Genomic DNA, 22763 nt, shown 5'->3' with positions numbered 1-22763 from the left:
CCGGGTCGGCCACCGGCCCGGGCCGGGCCGGCCGTCGACCGGCGCCCTCGACCGGCTCACGGCGCGGCCCGCCGCGCCCGGTCTCCCGCCGCGGCCCCGCCCGACCCGCGTGGTTCGGGTGCCGCGTCGAGGGTCGGCGTGTCAGGCGTCGACGGGGGACGGGGTGCCGAGGTGCTGGCGGGCGAACTCCAGCGCCTCGCGCAGGTCGGCCTCCCGCACCGCGCGGCTCTTCGCGCCCCGGGTGGTGACCTCCACGGCGACCGAGCCGGTGAACCCCCGCCCGGCGAGCGAGGAGAGCAGCTCGGCGCAGGGCTGGTTGCCGCGCCCGGGCACGAGGTGCTCGTCGCGCCCCTCGCCGGTGCCGTCGCCGAGGTGCACGTGCGCCAGGCCGGCGCCCATCCGGTCGGCCATCGCCATCGAGTCGGTGTGCGAGGCGGCGCAGTGCGACAGGTCGAGCGTGTAGGAGGCGTAGCCGGTCTCGGTCGGGTCCCAGCCCGGGACGTACGGGACGAACTGCCGGCCGGCCATCCGGACCGGGTACATGTTCTCCACCGGGAGGCGCAGCTCCGGGAACTCGCCGGCGATCCTGGCCAGCCCGTCGGCGAAGTTGCGCGCGTAGTCGCGCTGCCAGGTGAACGGCGGGTGGACCACCACGGTGGGCGCGCCGAGCGCCGCCGCCATCTCCGCGGACCGGCGCAGCCGCTCCCACGGGTCCGGGCTCCACACCCGCTGGGTGACCAGCAGGCAGGGCGCGTGGACGGAGAGCACCGGGACGCCGTAGTGCTCGGCGAGCCCGCGCAGCGCGCCGACGTCCTGGCTGACGGCGTCCGTCCAGACCATCACCTCGACGCCGTCGTAGCCGAGCGCCGCGGCCAGCTGGAACGCCGCCGCGGTCCGCTCAGGGAAGACCGAGGAACTGGACAGGAGCACGGGGACGCGGGATGTCACACCATCGAGGGTAGCCGGGGTCGATTGACACCTCATGACGAGAACCCGCAAAGCGCCCGTATCACCCGGAACCGAGCTGGTCGAGCCGGCGCAGGATCACGCCCTCGCGCAACGCCCACGGGCAGATGTCCAGCGCCTCCACGTCCAGCCGGCGCATCGCCGCCTCGGCGACCACCGCCCCGGCGAGCAACTGGTGGGCCCGGCCCGCGCTGACCCCCTCCAGCTCGGCGAGCTGGGCCGGCGGGATGTGCCGGATGAACCCGAGCACCTGCCGCAGCCCGCGGCGGGTGAGCCGGCGGGGGGCCCACAGGCCCGCGCCGGAGGGGGCCGCACCGGCCAGCCGGGCCAGGGTCCGGAACGTCTTCGAGGTGGCCACGGGGCGTTCCCAGCCCACCGCGGTCATCCGCGCGACGACGGGCTCCAGCAGGCCGTCGGCGTACGCCCGCAGCTCGTCGACCGCCTCGGCCGGCGGCGGCGCCGCGCTGTCCGGTGCCGCCCGGAGCCGGTCCCGGGTCAGCCGGCCGGCGCCGAGCGGCAGCGACACCGCCTCGTCCGGATCCTCGTCGATGCCGGCCGCGATCTCCAGCGAGCCGCCGCCGACGTCCAGCACCAGCAGCCGCCCCGCCGACCAGCCGAACCAGCGCCGCACCGCGAGGAAGGTCAGTCGCGCCTCGTCCGCGCCCGGGAGCACCTCCAGGCGTACGCCGGCCTCCTCGCGGACCCGGGCGAGCACCTCGGGGGCGTTGGTGGCGTCCCGCACGGCGGAGGTGGCGAACGCGATCAGGTCGTCGGCGTCCAGCCCGTCGGCGGCCGCCCTGGCCATGCTGACCGCCTTGACCAGGCCGTCCGCGCCCGTCTCGGTGAGCGCGCCGTCCGGGTCGATCTGCTCGGCCAGCCGCAGCACCACCTTCTCGGAGTGCGCCGGCCAGGGGTGCGCGCCGTGGTGGGCGTCGACCACCAGCAGGTGCACCGTGTTGGAACCGACGTCGAGGACACCCAGTCGCATGTTGACGACCCTAGGGGCAACCGGTTTGCGCGGCTCGGCGGACCGGGCCGTGCTCCCCGCGTACGCTGGGCCGGGTGACAGGGCAGATCGAACTCCGTGTGCTGGTCGACGACCCGGACGACCCCCGCAGCCGCGAGGTGCCGCTGGACTTCCCGCGGGAGTGGATCGAGTTCGCCGACCCGGCGGACGAGAACCACCTGGTCCGGGCCGACCTGACCTGGCTGCTCTCCCGCTGGACGTGCGTCTTCGGCCGGGGCTGCCACGGCATCGTCGCCGGCCGGGCCGCCGACGGCTGCTGCTCGCACGGCGCGTTCTTCACCGACTCCGACGACGAGCAGCGGGTCCGGGCCGCGGTGAAGCGGCTGAGCCCGGCGACGTGGCAGCACTTCCGTCGCGGGTTCAAGAACTGGACCGAGAACGACACGATCGACGGCAAGAACCCGGCCCGCCGCACCGCCACCCAGGCGGAGGACGGTCCGTGCGTCTTCCTCAACGACGCCGACTTCCCGGGCGGCGCCGGCTGCGCGCTGCACGCCCAGGCGCTGCGCGACGGGGTGCACCCGCTGGAATACAAGCCGGACGTCTGCTGGCAGCTGCCGATCCGCCGCGACCAGGAGTGGGTCAAGCGGCCGGACAACACCAAGGTGCTGGTCTCCACGCTGTCCGAGTTCGACCGGCGGGGGTGGGGCGCCGGCGGGCACGACCTGGACTGGTGGTGCACCTCCTCCACCGACGCGCACGTCGGCGCCGAGCCGATGTACGTCTCCTACGGCCCGGAGCTGACGGCGCTGATCGGCGCGCCCGCGTACGCGAAGCTGGCCGAGCTGTGCGGGGCGCGCAGCCGGCAGGGCATGGTCGCCCCGCACCCGGCCGACGGCGCCTGACCGCCACCGCAGCACGTCCGAAAGGGGCCCGCGCCGGCGCGGGCCCCTTTCGCGCGTACGCCGATCAGGGCTCGAACTTGTAGCCCAGGCCCCGCACGGTGACGATGAAGCGCGGCGCGGACGGCTCCGGCTCGATCTTGGAACGCAGCCGCTTGACGTGCACGTCGAGGGTCTTGGTGTCGCCGACGTAGTCGGCCCCCCAGACCCGGTCGATGAGCTGCCCCCGGGTCAGCACCCGGCCGGCGTTGCGCAGCAGCAGCTCCAGCAGCTCGAACTCCTTGAGCGGAAGCTGCACCGGGGCGCCGTCGACGGTCACCACGTGCCGCTCGATGTCCATCCGGACCGGGCCGGCGGCCAGCGTCGGCGCGCCCGACTCGGCGACCTCGGAGCTCTGCCGGCGCAGCACCGCCCGGATCCGGGCGACCAGCTCCCGCGGCGAGTACGGCTTCGTCACGTAGTCGTCGGCGCCGATCTCCAGGCCGACCACCTTGTCGATCTCACTGTCCCGCGCGGTGACCATGATGATCGGCACGTGCGAGCGCTGTCGGAGCTGCCGGCACACCTCGGTGCCGGACATCTCGGGCAGCATCAGGTCGAGCAGCACGATGTCGGCGCCGGTCCGGTCGAACTCGGTGAGGGCGGAGGGGCCCGTCGCGGCGACGGACACCTCGAAGCCCTCCTTGCGGAGCATGTACGACAGGGCGTCGGAGAACGACTCCTCGTCCTCGACCACCAGAACGCGGCTCAACGGGGATTTCCTTTCCATTGCTGTCAGACCTGCCGGAGCTCGGCCGGGCCGGCCTCGATCCCAGCAGACGGCAGTGTCGCCAGGATCTCGTCGGGGGGACGGGCGGGCAGCCGCAGGGTGAACGTCGACCCACCACCAAGAGTGCTCGACACCTCGACCCGCCCGCCATGGTTGCCGACGATGTGTTTGACGATGGCCAGCCCCAGCCCGGTGCCGCCGGTCGACCGGGACCGCGCCTGGTCGGCCCGGTAGAAGCGCTCGAAGATCCGGTCGACGTCGGTCGGGGCGATGCCGATGCCCTGGTCGGCGACGGCGATCTCCACGTGTTCGTCGTCGGCGCGGGCGGTGATCCGGACGGTCGTGTCCTCGGCCGAGTAGTTGATGGCGTTCTCGACCAGGTTCGACACCGCCGTGGCGAGCTGGGTGTCGCTGCCGTGGACCGTGAGCCCCCGTTCCCCCTCGACGACCACGTCGATACGGCGGGCGGCGGCGGAGGTGCGGGTCCGGTCGACCACCTCGGCGACCACCCAGTCGACGGCGACCGGCTCCGGGGGCGGCTGCGCCTCGGCGCCCTGGAGCCGGGTCAGCTCCAGCAGCTCCTGCACCAGGCGGCCCAGCCGGGTCGACTCGTGCTGGATCCGCTCGGCGAAGCGCCGGGCGGCGACCAGGTCCTCGGAGAGGTCGGGCGCGCCCGCGCCGGCCGGCTCGGTGGCGTCGAGCAGCGCCTCGGCGAGGAGTTGCAGGGCGCCGATGGGGGTCTTCAGCTCGTGGCTGACGTTGGCCACGAAGTCCCGGCGCACCCGGGCCAGCCGGTGCGACTCGGTGACGTCCGCCGCCTCCACCGCGATGTAGCCCGCGCCGAGTCCCATCGCCCGCAGGTGCACCCCGAGCGGGTTAACCCCGGTGTTGTCGCGGCCGCGCGGCAGGTCCAGCTCGATCTCGCGCCGCACGCCGGTGCGCCGGACCTGCCCGGCGAGCGTACGGATCAGGGGGTGGGCGGCGATCGAGCCGGGGGTCGGGCCGGTGCGGAGCAGCCCCATCGCGCGGGCGGCGGGGTTGACCAGGACGGGCAGGTCGTCGGGGTCGAGCACCACCACGCCGGCGCGGAGCGAGTCGATGGTCCGGCGGCCGAGCCCGGACTGCGGATCCTCGGCTATCGGGAGCCTCCCACGCGTGAGGGGGAAGCCCGGCCGGCTCCCCGTCGAGGTGGAGCGCCCGCCCAGCCCCGGCACGAACCGGGGCAGCAGCACCCCGGCGACCAGTCCGGCCACCAGCCCCACGGCCAACGCGACCGTCACCGCCCACTCCACCCGGCGATCGTAGGGCGATTGTTAACCTGGCAACCAATACAAATGGGGCGAATCACGCTCACTTCCGGGAAAGTTCACTCCCGCGTCCGGCGTCGTTCACCGTGGTTCATCTGCGGTCCGTCCGTCCGACCTACCGTGGGCGGCGCACCTGCTCCCTCGCCGCCCTCCGGCGGCGACCACCGACCACAGGACGTGACAATGCGCGACGAGTTCCGGGCTGACCTGCAGACCGTCAGCCAACTGCTGGTGGACATGGCGGAGGGGGTCCGGGCCGCGATGCGGCAGGCCACCCGCGCTCTGCTCACCGCGGACCGCCGGGCGGCCGAGACGGTGATCGAGCGGGACGCCGAGATCGACGACCTCTACCGGCACGTCGAGGAGCGGGTCTGCGACCTGCTCGCCCGGCAGGCGCCGGTCGCCTCCGACCTGCGCGCGATGATCACCGCGCTGCACGTCGCGGCCGACCTGGAGCGGATGGGCGACCTGGCCGACCACGTCGCCAAGACGGCCCTGCGCCGGCACCCGTCGCCGGCCGTGCCGGCCGAGCTGCGGCCGATCTTCACCGACATGGCCGCCACCGCCGACCGGATGGCCGTCAAGATCGGCTCGGTGCTCGCCAAGCCCGACGCCGACCTCGCCGCCGAACTGGACCGCGACGACGACACCATGGACGACCTGCACCGGAGCCTGTTCGGGGTGCTGCTCGGCGAGGACTGGCCGTACGGCGTGGAGACCGCGATCGACGCCACCCTGCTCGGCCGCTTCTACGAGCGCTTCGCCGACCACGCCGTCAACTCCGGCGAGCACGTGGTCTACCTGATCACCGGGCAGACCCCGCCTCCCTCGGCGGCCTGAGGCGGACGGGCGACGGCCCCCGGGGCACCCGGGGGCCGTCGTCGTGCCGGTCAGCGACCCTGGTTGGCCACGGCGGCGGCGGCCGCCTTGGCGGCGGTCGGGTCGAGGTAGGTGCCGCCCAGCGTCAGCGGGCGCAGCTGCGGGTCGAGGTCGTAGCGCAGCGGGATCCCGGTCGGGATGTTGAGCTTGGCGATCGCCTCGTCGGAGATCTGGTCCAGGTGCTTGACCAGGGCGCGCAGCGAGTTGCCGTGCGCGGCCACCAGCACCGTCCGACCGGCCAGGATGTCCGGCACGATGGAGTCGTACCAGTAGGGCAGCATCCGCTCGACGACGTCCTTGAGGCACTCGGTGCGCGGCATCAGCTCGCTGGGCAGCAGCGCGTAGCGCGGGTCGCCCACCTGCGAGAACTCGTCGTCGTCCGCGATCGGCGGCGGCGGCGTGTCATACGAGCGGCGCCAGAGCATGAACTGCTCCTCGCCGTACTCCTCCAGGGTCTGCTTCTTGTTCTTGCCCTGCAGCGCGCCGTAGTGCCGCTCGTTGAGCCGCCACGACCGCCGCACGGCGATCCAGTGCCGGTCGGCCGCGTTGAGCGCCAGCTCGGCGGTGCGGATCGCGCGGCGCATGACGCTGGTGTGCACCACGTCCGGCAGCAGGCTGTGCTCGCGCAGCAGCTCGCCGCCGCGGCGCGCCTCGTTCTCGCCCTTCTCGGTCAGGTCGACGTCGACCCAGCCGGTGAAGAGGTTCTTGGCGTTCCAGTCGCTCTCGCCGTGCCGCAGCAGGACCAGCGTCCCGACGGTGGGCCCCTCGCTCGCAGTCATGCGGATCATCCTGCCGCACCCGGCGCGGGGACACGCGGGCAGTGGTCGTGACGACCACCACGTGGAAAAGACGATGACCGGAAAACCGGCCCGCCACTAGGTTGTAAGGCGCAACAATCAGGACGGTCATTACGCGAGCGGGGGCGCCGACGTGCGGACGATGCGGGGTTGGTTCGGGGACACGACAGGTGGCCTGCCGGTCACCTTCTGGTACCTCTGGGCCGGCACGCTGATCAACCGGCTCGGCTCGTTCGTCCTGGTCTTCCTCGCCATCTACCTGACCCAGGAGCGCGACTTCTCCGCGTCGCAGGCGGGCCTCGTGATCGGCCTGTGGGGTGTCGGCGGCGCGGTCGGCACCACCGTCGGCGGCACCCTGACCGACCGCTGGGGCCGCCGGCCGACCCTGCTCACCGCGCACCTCGGCGCGGCCACCATGATGCTCGCGCTCGGCTTCGCCCGGGAACTCTGGGCGGTGGCGCTCGGCGCGCTGCTGCTCGGCATGTTCGCCGAGGCGGCCCGCCCGGCGTTCGGCGCGATGATGATCGACGTGGTGCCGGAGAAGGACCGGCTGCGCGCCTTCTCGCTGAACTACTGGGCGATCAACCTCGGCTTCGCCTGCGCCGCGGTCCTCGCCGGCCTCGCCGCCGAGGCCGGCTACCTGCTGCTCTTCGTGGTCGACGCGACCACCACCGTGATCACCGCGCTGATCATCTTCGCCAAGGTCGGCGAGACCCGCCGGGCCCCCGCCGTCGGCGCCCGCCACAAGGGCCCCGGGGCGCCGGCCGGGGCGCTGCGCACCATCCTGACCGACCGCGTCTACCTGGGCTTCGTGGCGCTCAACCTCTTCGGCGCGCTGGTCTTCCTCCAGCACATCTCGATGCTGCCGATCGCGATGGGCGACTCCGGCCTGAGCCCCGCCACGTACGGCTCGGTGATCGCGCTCAACGGGGTGCTGATCGTGGTCGGCCAGCTCTTCGTACCCCGGCTGATCAAGGGCCGGAGCCGGTCGCACGTGCTAGCCCTCGCCTCCGTGGTGATGGGCGTCGGGTTCGGTCTCACCGCGTTCGCGGACGCGGCCTGGTTCTACGGCCTGACCGTGCTGATCTGGACCGTCGGCGAGATGCTCAACTCGCCGTCCAACGCCACCCTGATCGCCGAGCTCTCCCCCGCCGAGTTGCGCGGCCGCTACCAGGGTGTGTTCTCGCTCTCCTGGCAGGTCGCCGGCGCCGTCGCGCCGGTCCTCGGCGGCCTGGTCCGTGAGCAGGCCGGCAACGGCCAGCTCTGGCTCGGCTGCGCGTTGATCGGCGGGCTGATGGCGATCGCCCACCTGGTCTCCGGCCCGGCCCGGGAGCGGCGGGCCGTCGCCCTGCGCGGGGCCACCGAGACCGTCGTGCCGGTGGTGGCGGTCCGACCGCCCGCGCCGGAGGCGGCCGAGGCGGCGGCCACCGCGCCCGCCGAGCCGCTGGCGCCCGGCGTCGACGCCGGCCCGCCCACCGGCCCGCGGCGGGCAGCCGAGTCGACCGGCGTGCGGTGAGTCGAGCCTGGGTGGGCCCGACCCGGAGTGTGGTGATCAGCGACACGCTGGCGCGCCGGACCTCGGCTTCCTACGGTCGAGCCTGAACTGTTAACAAACACAACTGTCTGGAGGGACGGGTGCGGGCCCTGCGTCGCTGGCTGGACGACACCACGGGCGGCCTCCCCGCCACCTTCTGGTACCTCTGGGCCGGCCTGCTGATCAACCGGGCCGGCGCCTTCGCGATGCTCTTCCTGTCGCTCTACCTGACCGACGCGCGCGGCGCGAGCGAGGCGCTGGCGGGCGCGGTGGTCGGGGCGTACGGGCTGGGCGGGGCGGGCGGCGTGCTGCTCGGCGGGGTGCTGGCCGACCGGTGGGGACGCCGATCCACCCTGCTCGCCGCCCACCTGGTCACCGCCGGGCTCATGGTCGCGCTGGCCTTCAGTCGGCACCTGGTGGTGATCGCCGCGCTCGCCGCCCTGGTCGGGGTGGCGCACTCGATGCCCAGCCCCGCCTTCGTCGCGGCGATCGTCGACGTGGTGCCCGAGCGGCGCCGCGCCCGCGCGTTCAACCTCCAGTTCTGGGCGTTCAACCTCGGCATGGCGGTGGCCTCGCTGCTGGCCGGCCTGCTCGCCGAGGCCAGCTTCCTCGCGCTCTTCCTGGTCGACGCCGCCGCCACCCTGGTCGCGGCCCTGGTGATCGCCTGGAAGGTCCCGGAAACGCTTGCGCGGGTGCGGGTCGGCCGGGCCGCGGGTGCCGCCGCGGTGGCGGGCCACCGGGAGCGGGCGGCACGGCGGCGGGGGCGTCCGCGCCCGCCCGGGCTGCACACGGCTTTGACGGACCGCACCTTCCTCACCTTCGTGGGCCTGACCTTCGTGCTGGCAGTGCTGACCATGCAGACCTCGACGATCATGCCGCTGGCGATGCGGACGGACGGGCTGCGCCCGTCGGCGTACGGCGTGGTGGTGGCGCTCGGCGGGGTGCTGATCGTGGTGGGGCAGCTCTTCGTGCCGAGGCTGATCGAGCGGCACCGCAAGCACCACGTCCTGGCCGTGTCGACCGTGCTGCTGGCGGCCGGCTTCGCCGTCCTCGCCGTCGCCGACGACCTGGCGGTGTACCTGGCCGCGGCGGTGGTCTGGACGGTCGGCCAGATGCTCGCCGCCCCGCCGAACGCCCAGATCAACGCCGACCTCGCCCCGCCCGAGCTGCGCGCCCGCTACCAGTCGGTGTTCTACCTGGCGTTCCCGGCTGCGTCGTTCGTGGCGCCCACGCTGGGCGGGATGAGCCTGCAGTACCTCGGGGACGGGCACTGGCTCGTCGTCGGCGGGCTGGGGCTGCTGGCGGCCGGCTGCCATCTGCTGACCGGCCCGTCCCGCGACCGCCGGGTGGCCGCCCTCCGCGCCGCCCACACCGAGGCCCGCCTCCGGCCCGCGACCCCCGTCCGGGCTCCCGCGCCGGCGCGCTGACCCGTACGGCCGGCGGCGGTCAGAAAGGCCGGCAGCCGTGTCCCGGCGTTAGGCGGGCGGGCGCTCCCGGGGAAAGCCGAGCGCCCATCACGACTTGTGGTCGTGATGGGCGCTCGCACGGTATGACCGGCGGCGGCGGGCGATACCCACCCCCGTAGGCGTCGCCCGCTCGCGCCGCCGGTCCAAACAGGTGGCCACCGTCCCCCAACGGTGTTGTTCCACCCGTCCCCTGCGCCTCGCTCGGTGCACGGATCTGATCGATCCGCCGCTCCCCCGAACGTTTCCGAGCGTGGCGCGGTGCAATAAAGTTAGTTCGCCCGGATTCCCGATTCAAGCTGGATCGGCTGTCTCGCCGGTCACAGCACCCGGTGTCCCACCCGGATGTCGCTGTCTCGGTCCTCCGTCGTCGCCAACAGCGCATACCCGTCGGCCATTCCCCCAAACACGTCAGGCGTCCTCACGATCCGGGGATTCCGTACGGAAGAAGTTGCTGGGCCGGCCGTCGCGGAGCTGCTCCTGGTAGATCAGGTTCAGCTTGCGATCGTCGAAGGTGCGGAACCACTCGTCCCAGGTGATCTCGCGTATCCGGCTGCTCTCCCGGTAGCCCGGGATGTTGAACGTGAGCACGCCGGCCCGGCCCTCCCGCTCGGTGCCCGCGATCGTCGCCGGCTTCGCGCCGCGCTCCCGCGCCCAGCGCCGGATCACGTCGTGGTTCGCGGTGACCAGACTGCGGCCGGGGCGCTCGGGCCGGTCGGCGGTCGAGGTGATCGCCTGCGACGAACGTACCGACCGCCCGGTGGCACGGCCGGTCCGGACGGGGGTGGCCTGCGTCGCCGTACCGCCGCGCGCCGCGCCGGCACGCGACGGAGCCGGCGCGGTCCTCCCCGCCGCCGTGGTCTTCCGGGCCGCCGCCGTGGTGGTCTTCCGGGCCGGCGCGACCTTCTTCGCGGGCGCGGTCTTCTTCGCCGCCGCCTTCTTGGCGGGGGCCGCCTTCTTGGCAGGGGCCGCCTTCTTGGCGGGGGCCGCCTTCGCGGCGGCCTTCCGGGCCGGGGCCTTCTTGGCCGGCGCGGTCTTGTTCGCGGCCTTCGCCCGGCTCGGGGCGGCCTTGCCCGCGGCCCGTCCGGCAGCCGCCTTCTTCGTGGCGGCGGCCCGGCCGGCCGATGCCTTCGTCCCCGTCGCGCGGCCGGCGGGCCCGGTGCTGCGGCGGGCGGCGCCACCCGCGGGGCGCTCCGCACGCAGGGTCCGCACCAGCGTCTTCACCAGTTCCGGCTTGCGCAGCGCGGAGATCCCGGAGACCCCGCGCCGGCGCAACTGCCCCCGGATCTCGTCCACCTTCATCCGCGAGATGTCGGACTCGGAGATCCCCGGCGTGTTCGGGGTCTGGTTGCCCGCCTGCCGTTTCGTCCTGGTCGCAGTCCCGCCGCGACCTGAGCTGTTCCGCTGAGCCATGGGACGCTCACGCTCCTCGACAGTTGGTCCTCGGCGCGCGGCGGGTCCCAGTGCCGCGCCGCGCGGTGCGGCATACCCGTCAGGACCGGTCCGAACCTCCCGCCGGGGCACCCGCACCGGGAGCGCCGCCCCCGGTGCCGGCGGCCCCCGCGCCGGCGGCGGCCGGGGACGGCTCGAAGAGGTGCGCGAACGCCGCGAGGTTCGCGGTGGATTCGCCCCGCTTGACCCGCCACTCCCACTCCCGGCGGATCGAGCTGCCGAAGCCGATCTCCAGCATCGTGTCGAAGGACTCGTCGGAATACGTCAGCACCGCGCCGAGCAGCCGGTCCAGCTCGTCGGCGTCGATCCCCGCCGGGTTGACCCGGCCGGTCAGGTAGACGTCGCCGACCGCGTCGACGGAGAAGGACACCCCGTACATCCGGGCGTTGCGTCGCAGCAGCCAGGCCCACAGCTCCTCGCGCCGCTCGTCCGGCTGGCGCATCACGAACGCCTCGATCCGCAGCGCGTGTTCACCGACGATCAGGTTGCAGACCGTCTTCAGCTTGTGGGTGCCCGGCAGCGTGACCGCGTACGAGCCCGGGCCGGTCGACTCCCAGGCCAGCTCCCGCTCGTCGCAGACCGCCTCGATCAGGGCCGCCAGATCGTCCTTCGCGCTCATCGGCCCACTCTACGGCCGCCCACGCGCCGGCACGGGGTGGCGGCGGACGGCCCGCCACCGGCGACCGGGCCGGTCACCAGGAGCAGGACATCGCCGCGTCGCCGGCCAGCTCGGAGGCGAGCCGGGCCCGGTGTTCGGCGATCGCCTCGCCGTAGACGGCGAGCAGCCCCGAGGCCGTCCGCTGCCAGGAGAACGCGCGGGCGTGCCGGGCCGCGCCCCGGGACAGCTCGGCCCGGCGGAGCCGGTCGGGCAGCAGGCGGCCGAGCGTACGGGCCCAGTCGACCGGGTCGTGGCCGTCGACGAGCAGGCCGCTGACCTGGTCCCGGACCGCGGTCACCAGCCCGCCGACGGCGGCGGCCACCACCGGCGTGCCGCAGGCCTGGGCCTCCAGCGCCACCAGCCCGAAGGACTCGTTGTGCGACGGCACGGCCACCAGGTCGGCCGCCCGGTACAGGGCGGGCAGGTCGTCACCCGTCTGCGGCGGCAGGAACCGCACCCGGTCGGCGACGCCGAGCGTGGCGGCCAGCTCCATCAGGGCGGTCGGCCGGTCCAGGCCGCTGCCGCTGGGGCCGCCGCAGATCACCACGGTCACCTCGTCGGCGAGCGCCGGGTCGCGCTCGCGCAGCGCGGCCACCGCGCGGACGAGCACGTCCGGGGCCTTCAGCGGCTGGATGCGGCCGACGAAGGCCACCACGTACCCGGTGGCGGGCAGCCCGAGCCGGCGACGGGCGGCGCGCTTGTGCCGCCCCTCGGGGGCGGGACGGAACCGGTCCAGGTCCACGCCGGGCTCGACGATTGCCACCTGGGTCGGGTCCGCGTCGTACATGTCGATCAGGTCTCGGGCCTCGACCGCGGTGTTCGCGACGAGCCGGTCGGCCTCGGTGACCACCTGCTCCTCGCCGATGACGCGGGCCTTGGGTTCCGGCCGGTCCCCGGCGGCGAGCTGGGCGTTCTTGACCTTCGCCAGGGTGTGCGCGGTGTGCACCAGCGGCACGCCCCAACGCTCCTTGGCCAGCCAGCCGACCTGGCCGGAGAGCCAGTAGTGGGAGTGGATCAGGTCGTAGTGGCCCGGTGGGCGGGACGCCTCGGCGCGCAGCACGCCGGCGGTGAAGGCGCAGAGCTGACCCGGCAACTCCTCCTTCGTGAGCCCTTCGAGCGGGCCGGCGGTGACGTGCCGGACGTGCACGCCGGGGGCCGTCTCGACGACCGGGGGCAGGTCGCCGGAGGTCGCCCGGGTGAAGATCTCCACCTCGACGTCCGCCTCGGCGAGCCGCCGCGCGACCTCCAGGATGTAGACGTTCATGCCGCCCGCGTCGCCGGTGCCCGGCTGGTGCAGGGGCGAGGTGTGCACCGAGAGCGTGGCGATCCGCCGGGGGCGGGGCCACGGACGCGCACCGCGCTGACGACCCACACCGGTGTGCACTTCCGCCACGTCCGCTCCCTCTGTCACGGTTTATGCCGTCCCGCACGCCCGGCGCTTTTCGGACAACGTCCTCGCCGGATGTCATCTTCCCGATCCCGCCCCGCTGATGCGCGGGGGCGACCCCCGGGCGTGACGGACCTCATCACCGCGCCGAGGGCGCCCGGCGCGGCCGGCCGGGTGAGAATGGCCGGATGACCTCTGTCGCCGTCGTCACCGGAGCGTCCAGCGGGATCGGCGCGGCCACCGCCCGCCGGCTCGCCGCCGAGGGGTTCCACGTGCTCGCCGCCGCGCGGCGTACCGACCGGTTGGCCGGACTGATCGCGGAGATCGAGGCAGCGGGGGGCGCGGCCACCGCCGTGCCCTGCGACGTCACCTCCGACGAGTCGGTGGCCGGGCTCGCCGAGGCCGCGGCCGCGGCGCCGGGGCCGGTCACCCTGCTGGTCAACAACGCCGGCGGCGCGCGCGGCCTGGACCCGGTCGAGTCCGGGTCGGTCGGCGACTGGCAGTGGATGTACGACGTCAACGTGCTCGGCACGCTGCGCGTCACCCAGGCGTTGCTGCCCGCGCTGGAGGCGTCCGGGGCCGGCACCATCGTGATCGTCTCCTCGACCGCCGGCTTCACCGTGTACGAGGGCGGTGGCGGCTACACCGCCGCCAAGCACGCGCAGACGGCCGTCGCCGGCACCCTGCGCCTGGAGTTGTGCGGCCGCCCGGTCCGGGTGGTGGAGATCGACCCCGGCATGGTGAAGACCGACGAGTTCGGGCTGGTGCGCTTCGGCGGGGACGCCGAGAAGGCGGCGGCGGTCTACGCCGGGGTCGCCGAGCCGCTGGTGGCCGAGGACGTCGCCGACTGCGTCGCCTGGTGCGCGACCCGCCCGCAGCACGTCAACGTCGACCGCCTCGTGGTGCGCCCGCTGGCGCAGGCCGCCCAGCACAAGGTGCACCGGGTCGGCTGAGCCGGGCCGGCGGTCGACGATGGCGGGCACGGCGCGGCACCGGCCGCTCGGCGTGGTGACCCGGGGGACGACCAACCCCAACCGGCTCCGCCGGGTGGACAACTGGATCGTCGAGACCTGCGGGGAGGCGCTGCGCGACGCCGCCGACCCGCTGGTGGTGGACCTCGGCTACGGCGCCACCCCGGTCACCGCCGTCGAGCTGCGCGCCCGGCTCGCCGCCGGGGTCCGCGCCGACGTGCGGGTGGTCGGGCTGGAGATCGATCCCGTCCGCGTGGCCGCCGCCCAGCCCGCCGCCGACCCGCCCCGGCTGACGTTCGCCCGGGGCGGGTTCGAGCTGGCCGGGCTGCGTCCCGCCCTGGTCCGCGCGTTCAACGTCCTGCGCCAGTACGACGAGCGCGAGGTGGCCGACGCCTGGCGGACGATGACCGCCGCGCTGGCCCCGGGCGGGCTGCTGGTGGAGGGCACCTGCGACGAGCTGGGCCGGCTCGGCGGCTGGGTGCTGCTCGACGCGGACGGCCCCCGGACGCTCACCCTGGCCGCGAAGCTCACCACCCTGGGTACCCCGGCGGAACTGGCCGAACGGCTGCCCAAGGCGCTCATCCACCGCAACGTCCCCGGCGAGCGGATCCACGACCTGATCGGGGCGCTCGACGACGCCTGGCACGCCGCCGCCGGCTACGCCCCGTTCGGCCCCCGCCAGCGCTGGCTCCACGCGGTGTCCGCCGTACGCGGGGCGGGCTGGCCCGTCCTCGACGGCCCCCGCCGCTGGCGCCACGGCGAACTCACCCTCCCCTGGCCCGCCGTCTCCCCCACCTGACCTCTCCAGCCGCCGGGGGCGAGCATCAGATGGTGCAGTTGACGAGGACGGGTTCGGGGTGGAGGGTGACGCCGAAGCGGCGGTGGACGCCGTCGCGGATCTCCCGGGCCAGCTCGACCAGGGCGGCGGTGCTGGCGGTGCCGCCGCGGTTGGTCAGGGCGAGGGTGTGCTTGCCGGAGATGGCGGTGCCCTCCGGGCCCGGGTGGCCCTTGCCGAAGCCGGCCTTGTCGATCAGCCAGGCCGCGCTGATCTTCACCATGTCCCCCGGGCAGGGCCACGACGGCGGCTCGCCCAGCTCCGCGGCGCGCTCACGCAGCAGCTCGTACGCCGCGCGGTCCAGCACCGGGTTGGTGAAGAACGAGCCGACCGATCGGGTGTCCGGGTCGGCCGCGTCGAGCACCATGCCCTTGCCGGCGCGCAGCCGCAGCACCGTGGCCCGGGCGTCGGCCAGCGGCACCCGGTCCCCCACCTCCACGCCGAGCGCCCGGGCCAGCTCGGCGTAGCGCACCGGGCCGGACAGCGGCGAGCGGGCCAGCCGGAAGTCGACCGACAGCACCACCCAGCGGTCGCTGTACTTGAAGATGCTGGAGCGGTAGGCGAAGCCGCAGTCGGCGGCGGCGATCCGCCCGACCGTCCCGTCGACCCGGTCGTGGACCCGCACGCCGGTGATGGTCTCGGCGACCTCCTGCCCGTACGCGCCGACGTTCTGGATCGGGGTGGCGCCGGTCGAGCCGGGGATGCCGGAGAGGCACTCCAGGCCGGACCAGCCGTTGGCCACGGTGGCGGCGACCAGGTCGTCCCAGGGCTCGCCGGCCTCGACGCGTACGGTGACCGTCGCGGCGTCCTCGTCGACCACCCGGAGGCCCCGGGAGCGGACCAGGACCACGGTGCCGGGGAAGCCGGCGTCGCCGATGACCACGTTGCTGCCGCCGGCGAGGACCAGGACGGGCTCGTCCCGTTCGGCCGCCTCCCGCACCGCCCGGACGATCTCGTCCGCGTCGGTGCCGGCCACGACGCGTCCGGCCGGTCCACCCAGGCGCAATGTGGTGTATCGCGCCAGTTCGCACGTGGCGGCGGGTTCGGTGCCGGTTGTCGGCTGGGCGTAGACGTCAGACACGCCATTCACCCTAGGCTGAGGGGTAGCCGCGGCGCCCACTGGTGGCCCGGTCACCCCCGGGAGGATGGCGATGAGCAGACTGCACGGCACGAAGGACTTCTGGATCGGTGCGCTCCGGGCGGAGGGCCCGGCGTTCGCCGCGGCCGTGGCGGAGGCGCCACCGGAGACCCCGGTGCTGTCCTGTCCCGGCTGGACCGTCGCCGACCTGACCCTGCACCTCGCCGCCATCTACCGCTGGGTGCGCTCGTTCGCGGGCGCCGGCGCGGCCACCCGGCCGCCGGGCCGGCCCGAGCGGATCGAGCCGGAGGCCGGCGTCGCCCCGCTCCGGCTCTGGCAGCAGGAGTACGACCAGCTGATGACCCTCTTCGACGCCCTCGACCCGGAGGCCCCGGCCTGGAACTGGGCCCCCCAGCCGAAGAAGGCGGGCTTCTGGCCGCGCCGGATGGCGCACGAGACCGCGGTGCACCGCTGGGACGCCCAGCTCGCGATCGCCGCCGGTGAGCCGGTCGAGGCCAAGCTCGCCGCCGACGGGGTGAGCGAGGTGCTGGACACCTGGCTGCCCGCCGGCCGGCGCCGCACCGCCGGCCGGTGGCACGGGGTGGTGCAGCTCTCCGCGGTCGACGCCGCCCAGCAGTGGTTCCTCCGGCTGCGCGGCGAGGGGGTGGCCCTGCTGGACACCGCCACCATCTTCGACCACGACGACCACCACGCCCGGGCGCAGGTCAGCGGCACGGCGAGCGACCTGCTGCTCGCGCTCTGGGGCCGGGTCAGCTTCGACACGCTCGACGTGGCCGGCGATCCCGCCCTGCTCGAGGGTCTGCGCGTCGGCTGACCGCCACGCGGAGCCGGGGCCCGAGGGCTCCGCGCGGTCCCGCCGCACGTCCGCCAGTGGCCGTCCCCGTCCCGGGGGCGGCCACTGGCGTCGCAGCCCTCGCCGGCTCCGGTCGGCGGCCAGCTCCGTCCCGGCCGCCCGGTCCGTGGCCGGCCCGGCGGCGGCGGTCTCCGCACGGCGTTGAGAGCGCTCTCTTGACACCGCCCCCACCAGGCACCACCCTGTCGTGAGAGCGCTCTCTCAGCTCCGTTCCACCACCTGCCTCACCACCTCAGACGACCTGAGAGGGGTCCGACAGAAATGGGTGTCTTTCCGCGCCGCCGCCTGGCGGCGGTGGCTCTCGTCGCCGCCACCGCGCTGTTCGCCACCGCCGGCTGCGCCGGCGGCGACGAACCCGCCGACGACGGCCAGATCACGCTGACGGTCGACGTGTTCAGCCAGTTCGGCTACGAGGAGCTCTACAAGGAGTACATGGCCAGCCACCCCGGCGTGAAGATCGTCGAGCGGGGCACCGGCACCAACCTCGACGACTACTCACCGAAGCTGACCCAGTGGCTCGCCGCCGGCAAGGGCGCGGGCGACGTCGTCGCCATCGAAGAGGGGTTGATGGTCGAGTACAAGGCCAACCCCGACAACTTCGTCAACCTGCTCGACCACGGCGGGGCCGAACTCCAGGGCAACTTCCTGGAGTGGAAGTGGAAGGGCGGGATGACCCAGGACGGCAAGCTGATCGGCCTGGGCACCGACGTCGGCGGCATGGCGATGTGCTACCGCAAGGACCTGTTCGCCAAGGCCGGCCTGCCCACCGAGCGCGACGAGGTGTCGAAGCTCTGGCCGACCTGGCAGGACTACATCAGGGTCGGCGAGCAGTTCAAGGCGAAGAACACCGGCGCCTCGTTCCTGGACGCCGCGACCAACATCTTCAACACCATCGTGCTCCAGACGGCGGGCAACGCGCAGGGCTACCACTACTACGACACCGCCGACAACCTGGTGGTGGACAGCAACCCGGCCGTCCGGCAGGCCTGGGACACCACGATGGACATCGTCGACTCCGGGCTGTCCGGCAGGTACGGCTCCTGGTCCGAGGAGTGGGTCTCGGCCTTCAAGCAGGCCAAGTTCGCCACCATCGCCTGCCCGGCGTGGATGACCGGCGTCATCGAGGGCAACGCGGGCGCCGAGGCCAAGGGCAGGTGGGACATCGCCCGGGTGCCCGGCAACGGCGGCAACTGGGGCGGGTCGTGGCTCGCCGTGCCCGCCCAGAGCAAGCACCGTGCCGAGGCGATCGAGCTGGCGAAGTTCCTGACCAGCGCCAAGGGCCAGATCGGGGCGTTCAAGGCCAAGGGCCCGCTGCCCTCCTCGCCGCAGGCGCTGGCCGACCCGGCGATCGTCGACGCCACGAACGCGTACTTCTCGGACGCCCCGGTGGGGCGGATCTTCGGCGAGGGCGCCAAGACCCTCAAGCCGGTCTACATGGGGCCGAAGAACCAGGCCGTCCGCACCGAGGTCGAGAACGCCGTCCGCACGGTCGAACTCGGTCAGCGCAGCCCCGAACAGGGCTGGACGGACGCCGTGAACAACGCGAAGAAGGCCGCCGCCAAGTAGCCCGGGCCGGGATTTGCGGGCGGGTGGGCGCCGGGGCGCCGGTCCCGCCCGCACCCGGGAAAGGAGTGGTTCGGGCATGACCGCCCAGCTCGACGCACGCCCGCCGGTGGCACCGGCGCCCCGCACCGGCCGGCGTACGCCGGGAATGCGGCTCAGCCGCCTCGACACGAGGTTCTCGCCCTACCTGTTCATCGCCCCGTTCTTCGTGCTCTTCGCGGTGTTCGGGGTCTACCCGCTGGCCTACACGTTCTGGGTCTCGCTGCACGACTGGGACCTGCTCGGCAGCGACCACCCGTTCGTCGGCCTCGACAACTACAGCCGCCTGCTGGCGGACACCGACTTCTGGCACGCGGTGGTCAACACCCTCGGCATCTTCGTCATCTCCACCGTCCCGCAGCTGCTGGCCGCGCTCTGGCTGGCCAACCTGCTCAACCGGCGGTTGCGGGCCCGGACGACGTTCCGGATGGCGGTGCTGATCCCCAACATCACCTCGACCGCCGCCGTCGCGATCGTCTTCGGGGTGCTCTTCGGCCGCGAGTTCGGCATGGTCAACTGGCTGCTCGACCTGGTCGGGATCGACGCCGTCGAGTGGAAGTCCAACCGGTTCGCGTCCTGGGTGGCCATCTCGGCGATGGTCGACTGGCGGTGGACCGGCTACAACGCGCTGATCTTCCTGGCCGCGATGCAGGCCGTCCCACGCGACCTGTACGAGTCGGCCGCCATCGACGGCGCCGGCCGGGCCCGGCAGTTCTGGTCGATCACCGTGCCGCTGCTCAAGCCGACAATCATCTTCACCGTCATCATCTCCACCATCGGCGGGCTCCAGCTCTTCACCGAGCCCCGGCTCTTCCACTCCGGGACCAACCCGATCCGTGGGGGACCGCTACGGGAGTCGCAGACCGTGACCATGTACATGTTCGAGAACGCCTTCGCGCCCCACTACAACTTCGGGTACGGCTCGGCGGTGGCGTGGCTGCTCTTCGCGCTGATCGCGGTCGTCGCGGCGGTCAACGTGCTGCTCCTGCGCCGGCTCGGCGCCGCACGACCCCCGAAGGTGGACGCGAGGCCGAAGGAGGAACCCCGATGACCCGCCTCTGGGCCGCCAGCCGGCTCACCTACGCCGCGCTGATCGCCGCCGGGGTTCTGTCGATCTTCCCCATCTACTGGATGTTCGTGGTGGCGAGCCGCTCCAACGACGCGATGGGCCAGCTCCCGCCCCCGGTCACCCCCGGCGGCAACCTGGGCGCGAACGTCTCCCGCCTGCTCGGCAACACCGACGCGTACTTCGTCACCGGCCTGGTCAACTCGGCGATCGTGGCGACCACGGTCACCGTCTCGGTGGTCTTCTTCTCCACGCTGGCCGGGTTCGCCTTCGCCAAGCTGCGGTTCCGGGGCCGCAACGCGCTGCTCATGGTGATCATCGCGACGATGATGGTGCCCACCCAGCTCGGCGTCATCCCGCTCTACCTGCTGATGACCAGGCTGAACTGGAACGACCGGCTGCCGGCGGTGATCGTGCCGGCCCTGGTCACCGGCTTCGGGGTGTTCATGATGCGGCAGTACGCCGGCCAGGCCGTCAGCAACGAGCTGATCGAGGCGGCCCGGATGGACGGCTGCAACACCGCGCGGATCTACTGGAACGTGGTGCTGCCGGCGCTGCGCCCGGCCGCCGCCGTGCTCGGGCTGCTCACCTTCATGACGACCTGGAACGACTTCCTCTGGCCGTACGCCGTCCTCAACGATCCGGAGAACCCGACCGTGCAGCTCGCGTTGCGCACCCTCTCCGACGGGTACTACACCGACATGTCCCAGGTGTTCACGGGGACGGCCATCGCCACCCTTCCGCTGCTCCTGGTCTTCGTCCTGTTCGGCCGCCAGATCATCGGCGGCATCATGGAAGGTGCGGTCAAGTCGTGAGCACTCTGCGATTCCCCGAGAACTTCGTCTGGGGCGCGGCGACCGCCGCGTACCAGATCGAGGGCGCGGCCACCGCCGACGGTCGCGGCCCGTCGATCTGGGACACCTTCAGCCGTACGCCGGGCATGGTCCACCAGGGGCACACCGGCGACGTGGCCTGCGACCACTACCACCGGTACGCCGACGACGTGGCGCTGATGGCGGAGCTGGGGCTGCGGGCGTACCGCTTCTCGGTGGCCTGGCCGCGGATCCAGCCCGACGGCACCGGCCCGGTCAACCCGCGCGGCCTGGACTTCTACGACCGGCTCACGGACTCGCTGCTGGACCGGGGCATCGACCCGATCGTCACGCTCTACCACTGGGACCTGCCGCAGACCCTCCAGGACCGGGGCGGCTGGACCAACCGGGAGACCGCCGAGCACCTCGCCACGTACGCCACGGCGGTGCACGCCCGGCTCGGCGACCGGGTACGCACCTGGACCACGCTCAACGAGCCGTGGTGCTCGGCGTACCTGGGCTACGGCAACGGGGTGCACGCCCCCGGCGAGCGGGACCCGGGCGCGGCCTTCGCCGCCGTACACCACCTGCTGCTCGGGCACGGCCTGGCGGCCCGCGCGCTGCGCGCGGCCGGCGCGGAGACCGTCGGGATCACCCTCAACCCGGCCGACGTGCGCCCCGCCGACCCCGGCAGCGCCGCCGACGCGGCGGCGGTCCGCCTGGTGGACGGCCTGCACAACCGGATCTTCCTCGACCCGCTGCTGCGGGCGGCCTACCCGGAGGACGTGCTGGAGCACGTGGCCCGGATCGTCGAGCCGACGTTCGTCCGGGACGGCGACGAGAAGCTGATCGCCGCCCCGATCGACCTGCTCGGGGTCAACTACTACGCACCCACCTACGTCGCCGGCCGGCCGGACGGCGCGGGCGGCAGCGCGTACCCGGGCACCGACGGCGCCGTCGAGTTCCTACCGCCGGTCGGGCCGCTGACCGACATGGGCTGGATGATCGAGCCGGCCGGGCTGACCCGGCTGCTGGAGCGGCTCGCCACCGACTACCCCGGCGTGCCGCTGCTGATCACCGAGAACGGCGCCGCGTTTCCCGACAAGGCCGGCGCCGACGCCCCCGACGGCGCCGGGCAGGTGGTCGACGCCGACCGGATCGCCTACCTCGACGGGCACCTGCGCGCCGCGCACGAGGCGATCTCCCGAGGGGTGGACCTGCGGGGCTATCTCGTATGGTCGTTGTTGGACAACTTCGAGTGGGCCGAGGGTTACCGCCGACGGTTCGGGATCATCCACGTCGACTACCTGACCCAGCGCCGCACACCGAAGTCCAGCGCCCGGTGGTACCAGGAGGTGATCTCCCGGAACGGGCTGTGACGAGGCGGTGGTAACGGGGATGACGACGGCGCAGCGGCCGACACTGGAAGCGGTGGCCCGGCGGGCGGGGGTCTCGCGGGCGACCGTCTCCCGGGTGGTGAACGGCTCCACGACCGTCGCCGAGCCGATCCAGGAGGCGGTCCGCCGGGCGGTGGCCGAGCTGGGGTACGTGCCGAACCTGGCCGCCCGCAGCCTGGTCACCCAGCGGACCGACTCGGTCGCCCTGGTGCTGCCGGAGGCCGCCACCCGGGTCTTCTCCGACGACCAGGTGTTCCCGGGGATCATCCGGGGCGCCGCCCAGGAGCTGGAGGCCGCCGACAAGCAGCTCGTGCTGATGCTGGCCGGCTCGCCGGCCGGGCACGACCGGGTGGAGCGCTACACCACCGGGCGGCACGTGGACGGGGTGCTCTTCGCCTCGCTGCACGGCGAGGACCCGCTGCCCGGCCGGCTCGCCCGGCTGGGCATCCCGGTGGTGTGCAGCGGTCGCCCGCTCGACGGCGCCGACGTGCCGTACGTCGACGTCGACCACGTCGGCGGGGTGACCACGGCGGTCCGGCACCTGATCGCGGGCGGTCGCCGGCGGATCGCCACCATCGCCGGCCCGCAGGACATGGTGGCCGGCATCGAGCGGCTCACCGGCTACCGGAACACGGTCGCCGAGGCCGGGCTGCCGGAGCTGGTGGCGACCGGCGACTTCACCCGCGAGTCCGGGACGACGGCGATGCGGCAGCTCCTCGCCGAGCACCCCGACCTGGACGCGGTCTTCGCCGCCTCCGACCTGATGGCGCACGCCGCCCTGCGGGCGCTGCGCGAGGCGGGGCGGCGGGTGCCGGACGACGTGGCGGTGATCGGCTTCGACGACATCGAGACGGCCGCGTACACCGAGCCCCCGCTGACCACCGTCCGCCAGCCGATCGTGGAACTCGGCCGGCGGATGACCCGGCTGCTGCTGCGGCTGGCCGCCGGGGAGGCGATCGAGCGGGCCGTCGTGCTCCCCACCGAGCTGGTGGTCCGCGAGTCGGCCTGACCGGTCGGCGAATATCCGGTCGAGCCGCCCGGAATCCG

Annotated in this window: 21 protein-coding genes; 12 read left to right on the top strand and 9 right to left on the bottom strand. The window is 73.7% G+C overall.

The window, feature by feature from the left end; genetic code table 11:
* Positions 1-141: 141 nt before the first annotated feature.
* Positions 142-948 carry a sugar phosphate isomerase/epimerase family protein gene (locus tag ABT006_RS16120; protein WP_350707013.1) on the bottom strand — a complete coding sequence of 269 codons (807 nt, stop codon included), beginning with the start codon at positions 946-948 and terminating at the stop codon, positions 142-144.
* A 61-nt stretch (positions 949-1009) separates the two neighbouring features.
* Complete coding sequence (locus ABT006_RS16115; RefSeq protein ID WP_350707011.1) at positions 1010-1954, bottom strand: Ppx/GppA phosphatase family protein; 945 nt, start codon at positions 1952-1954, stop codon at positions 1010-1012.
* Between the two features lie 74 nt (positions 1955-2028).
* Between ABT006_RS16115 and ABT006_RS16110 the strand changes: the two genes are divergently transcribed.
* Positions 2029-2838 carry a DUF3109 family protein gene (locus tag ABT006_RS16110; protein WP_350707009.1) on the top strand — a complete coding sequence of 270 codons (810 nt, stop codon included), beginning with the start codon at positions 2029-2031 and terminating at the stop codon, positions 2836-2838.
* A 64-nt stretch (positions 2839-2902) separates the two neighbouring features.
* Here the strand turns inward: ABT006_RS16110 and ABT006_RS16105 are convergent, their stop codons facing one another.
* Positions 2903-3586 (bottom strand): response regulator, encoded by a 684-nt coding sequence (locus ABT006_RS16105; RefSeq protein WP_350707007.1) that lies wholly within the window; start codon positions 3584-3586, stop codon positions 2903-2905.
* Between the two features lie 23 nt (positions 3587-3609).
* A complete protein-coding gene (locus ABT006_RS16100) occupies positions 3610-4896 on the bottom strand; it encodes a sensor histidine kinase (RefSeq protein WP_350707005.1) in 1287 nt (428 codons plus the stop codon).
* A 198-nt stretch (positions 4897-5094) separates the two neighbouring features.
* Between ABT006_RS16100 and phoU the strand changes: the two genes are divergently transcribed.
* The gene (phoU, locus tag ABT006_RS16095; protein WP_350707003.1) at positions 5095-5751 is read left to right on the top strand and encodes a phosphate signaling complex protein PhoU; all 657 of its coding nucleotides are present in this window, start codon (positions 5095-5097) and stop codon (positions 5749-5751) included.
* A gap of 50 nt (positions 5752-5801) precedes the next feature.
* Here phoU and ABT006_RS16090 read toward each other — a convergent pair whose 3' ends face one another.
* A complete protein-coding gene (locus ABT006_RS16090; RefSeq protein ID WP_350707001.1) occupies positions 5802-6569 on the bottom strand; it encodes a phosphoglyceromutase in 768 nt (255 codons plus the stop codon).
* 151 nt (positions 6570-6720) lie between these two features.
* On the opposite strand from ABT006_RS16090, the gene ABT006_RS16085 reads away from it, so the two are divergent.
* The gene (locus tag ABT006_RS16085) at positions 6721-8103 is read left to right on the top strand and encodes an MDR family MFS transporter (protein WP_350707000.1); all 1383 of its coding nucleotides are present in this window, start codon (positions 6721-6723) and stop codon (positions 8101-8103) included.
* Positions 8104-8222: 119 nt separating this feature from the next.
* The gene (locus tag ABT006_RS16080) at positions 8223-9548 is read left to right on the top strand and encodes an MFS transporter (protein WP_350706998.1); all 1326 of its coding nucleotides are present in this window, start codon (positions 8223-8225) and stop codon (positions 9546-9548) included.
* 447 nt (positions 9549-9995) lie between these two features.
* Here the strand turns inward: ABT006_RS16080 and ABT006_RS16075 are convergent, their stop codons facing one another.
* From ABT006_RS16075 to mshA, 3 genes are all read right to left on the bottom strand, one after another.
* On the bottom strand, positions 9996-10886 hold the full coding sequence (locus ABT006_RS16075) for a hypothetical protein (protein ID WP_350707185.1): 891 nt from the start codon (positions 10884-10886) through the stop codon (positions 9996-9998).
* 190 nt (positions 10887-11076) lie between these two features.
* Positions 11077-11655, bottom strand: coding sequence for a type III secretion system chaperone family protein (locus ABT006_RS16070; protein ID WP_350706996.1), 579 nt, complete (start codon positions 11653-11655; stop codon positions 11077-11079).
* Positions 11656-11728: 73 nt separating this feature from the next.
* A complete protein-coding gene (gene mshA / locus ABT006_RS16065; RefSeq protein ID WP_350706995.1) occupies positions 11729-13087 on the bottom strand; it encodes a D-inositol-3-phosphate glycosyltransferase in 1359 nt (452 codons plus the stop codon).
* 182 nt (positions 13088-13269) lie between these two features.
* Here mshA and ABT006_RS16060 point away from each other — a divergent pair, with 182 nt between their 5' ends.
* Both ABT006_RS16060 and ABT006_RS16055 read left to right on the top strand, forming a co-directional pair.
* A complete protein-coding gene (locus tag ABT006_RS16060; protein ID WP_350706993.1) occupies positions 13270-14034 on the top strand; it encodes an SDR family NAD(P)-dependent oxidoreductase in 765 nt (254 codons plus the stop codon).
* Between the two features lie 19 nt (positions 14035-14053).
* Positions 14054-14851, top strand: a complete 798-nt coding sequence (locus ABT006_RS16055) for a class I SAM-dependent methyltransferase (protein WP_350706991.1) — start codon at positions 14054-14056, stop codon at positions 14849-14851.
* A 25-nt stretch (positions 14852-14876) separates the two neighbouring features.
* Here ABT006_RS16055 and ABT006_RS16050 read toward each other — a convergent pair whose 3' ends face one another.
* Entirely contained in the window at positions 14877-15968 is a 1092-nt protein-coding gene (locus tag ABT006_RS16050) for a UDP-N-acetylmuramate dehydrogenase (protein ID WP_350706989.1), read from the bottom strand.
* Between the two features lie 70 nt (positions 15969-16038).
* Between ABT006_RS16050 and ABT006_RS16045 the strand changes: the two genes are divergently transcribed.
* From ABT006_RS16045 to ABT006_RS16020, 6 genes are all read left to right on the top strand, one after another.
* Positions 16039-16800 (top strand): maleylpyruvate isomerase family mycothiol-dependent enzyme, encoded by a 762-nt coding sequence (locus ABT006_RS16045; protein WP_350706987.1) that lies wholly within the window; start codon positions 16039-16041, stop codon positions 16798-16800.
* A 300-nt stretch (positions 16801-17100) separates the two neighbouring features.
* Complete coding sequence (locus ABT006_RS16040; protein ID WP_350706985.1) at positions 17101-18405, top strand: ABC transporter substrate-binding protein; 1305 nt, start codon at positions 17101-17103, stop codon at positions 18403-18405.
* Positions 18406-18481: 76 nt separating this feature from the next.
* Positions 18482-19492 carry a carbohydrate ABC transporter permease gene (locus ABT006_RS16035; RefSeq protein ID WP_350706983.1) on the top strand — a complete coding sequence of 337 codons (1011 nt, stop codon included), beginning with the start codon at positions 18482-18484 and terminating at the stop codon, positions 19490-19492.
* Complete coding sequence (locus tag ABT006_RS16030; protein ID WP_350706981.1) at positions 19489-20322, top strand: carbohydrate ABC transporter permease; 834 nt, start codon at positions 19489-19491, stop codon at positions 20320-20322. The genes ABT006_RS16035 and ABT006_RS16030 overlap by 4 nt, the downstream gene beginning before the upstream one ends.
* On the top strand, positions 20319-21698 hold the full coding sequence (locus ABT006_RS16025; RefSeq protein ID WP_350706979.1) for a GH1 family beta-glucosidase: 1380 nt from the start codon (positions 20319-20321) through the stop codon (positions 21696-21698). The genes ABT006_RS16030 and ABT006_RS16025 overlap by 4 nt, the downstream gene beginning before the upstream one ends.
* Positions 21699-21717: 19 nt before the next feature.
* Positions 21718-22725 (top strand): LacI family DNA-binding transcriptional regulator, encoded by a 1008-nt coding sequence (locus tag ABT006_RS16020; RefSeq protein ID WP_350706977.1) that lies wholly within the window; start codon positions 21718-21720, stop codon positions 22723-22725.
* Positions 22726-22763 lie beyond the last annotated feature (38 nt).

Source organism: Micromonospora sp. NPDC002717, from assembly GCF_040295705.1.
Lineage (GTDB): Bacteria > Actinomycetota > Actinomycetes > Mycobacteriales > Micromonosporaceae > Micromonospora.
This window is presented reverse-complemented; position numbering and strand designations above follow the sequence as displayed.

Excerpts from the sequence above, each read along its gene's own strand:
- phoU (WP_350707003.1), top strand. The coding sequence starts at position 5,095 with ATGCGCGACGAGTTCCGGGCTGACCTGCAGACCGTCAGCCAACTGCTG.
- ABT006_RS16055 (WP_350706991.1), top strand. The coding sequence starts at position 14,054 with ATGGCGGGCACGGCGCGGCACCGGCCGCTCGGCGTGGTGACCCGGGGG.
- ABT006_RS16030 (WP_350706981.1), top strand. The coding sequence starts at position 19,489 with ATGACCCGCCTCTGGGCCGCCAGCCGGCTCACCTACGCCGCGCTGATC.
- ABT006_RS16040 (WP_350706985.1), top strand. The coding sequence starts at position 17,101 with ATGGGTGTCTTTCCGCGCCGCCGCCTGGCGGCGGTGGCTCTCGTCGCC.
- ABT006_RS16090 (WP_350707001.1), bottom strand. The coding sequence starts at position 6,569 with ATGACTGCGAGCGAGGGGCCCACCGTCGGGACGCTGGTCCTGCTGCGG.
- ABT006_RS16075 (WP_350707185.1), bottom strand. The coding sequence starts at position 10,886 with ATGAAGGTGGACGAGATCCGGGGGCAGTTGCGCCGGCGCGGGGTCTCC.
- ABT006_RS16020 (WP_350706977.1), top strand. The coding sequence starts at position 21,718 with ATGACGACGGCGCAGCGGCCGACACTGGAAGCGGTGGCCCGGCGGGCG.
- ABT006_RS16070 (WP_350706996.1), bottom strand. The coding sequence starts at position 11,655 with ATGAGCGCGAAGGACGATCTGGCGGCCCTGATCGAGGCGGTCTGCGAC.
- ABT006_RS16045 (WP_350706987.1), top strand. The coding sequence starts at position 16,039 with ATGAGCAGACTGCACGGCACGAAGGACTTCTGGATCGGTGCGCTCCGG.
- ABT006_RS16060 (WP_350706993.1), top strand. The coding sequence starts at position 13,270 with ATGACCTCTGTCGCCGTCGTCACCGGAGCGTCCAGCGGGATCGGCGCG.
- ABT006_RS16115 (WP_350707011.1), bottom strand. The coding sequence starts at position 1,954 with ATGCGACTGGGTGTCCTCGACGTCGGTTCCAACACGGTGCACCTGCTG.
- ABT006_RS16035 (WP_350706983.1), top strand. The coding sequence starts at position 18,482 with ATGACCGCCCAGCTCGACGCACGCCCGCCGGTGGCACCGGCGCCCCGC.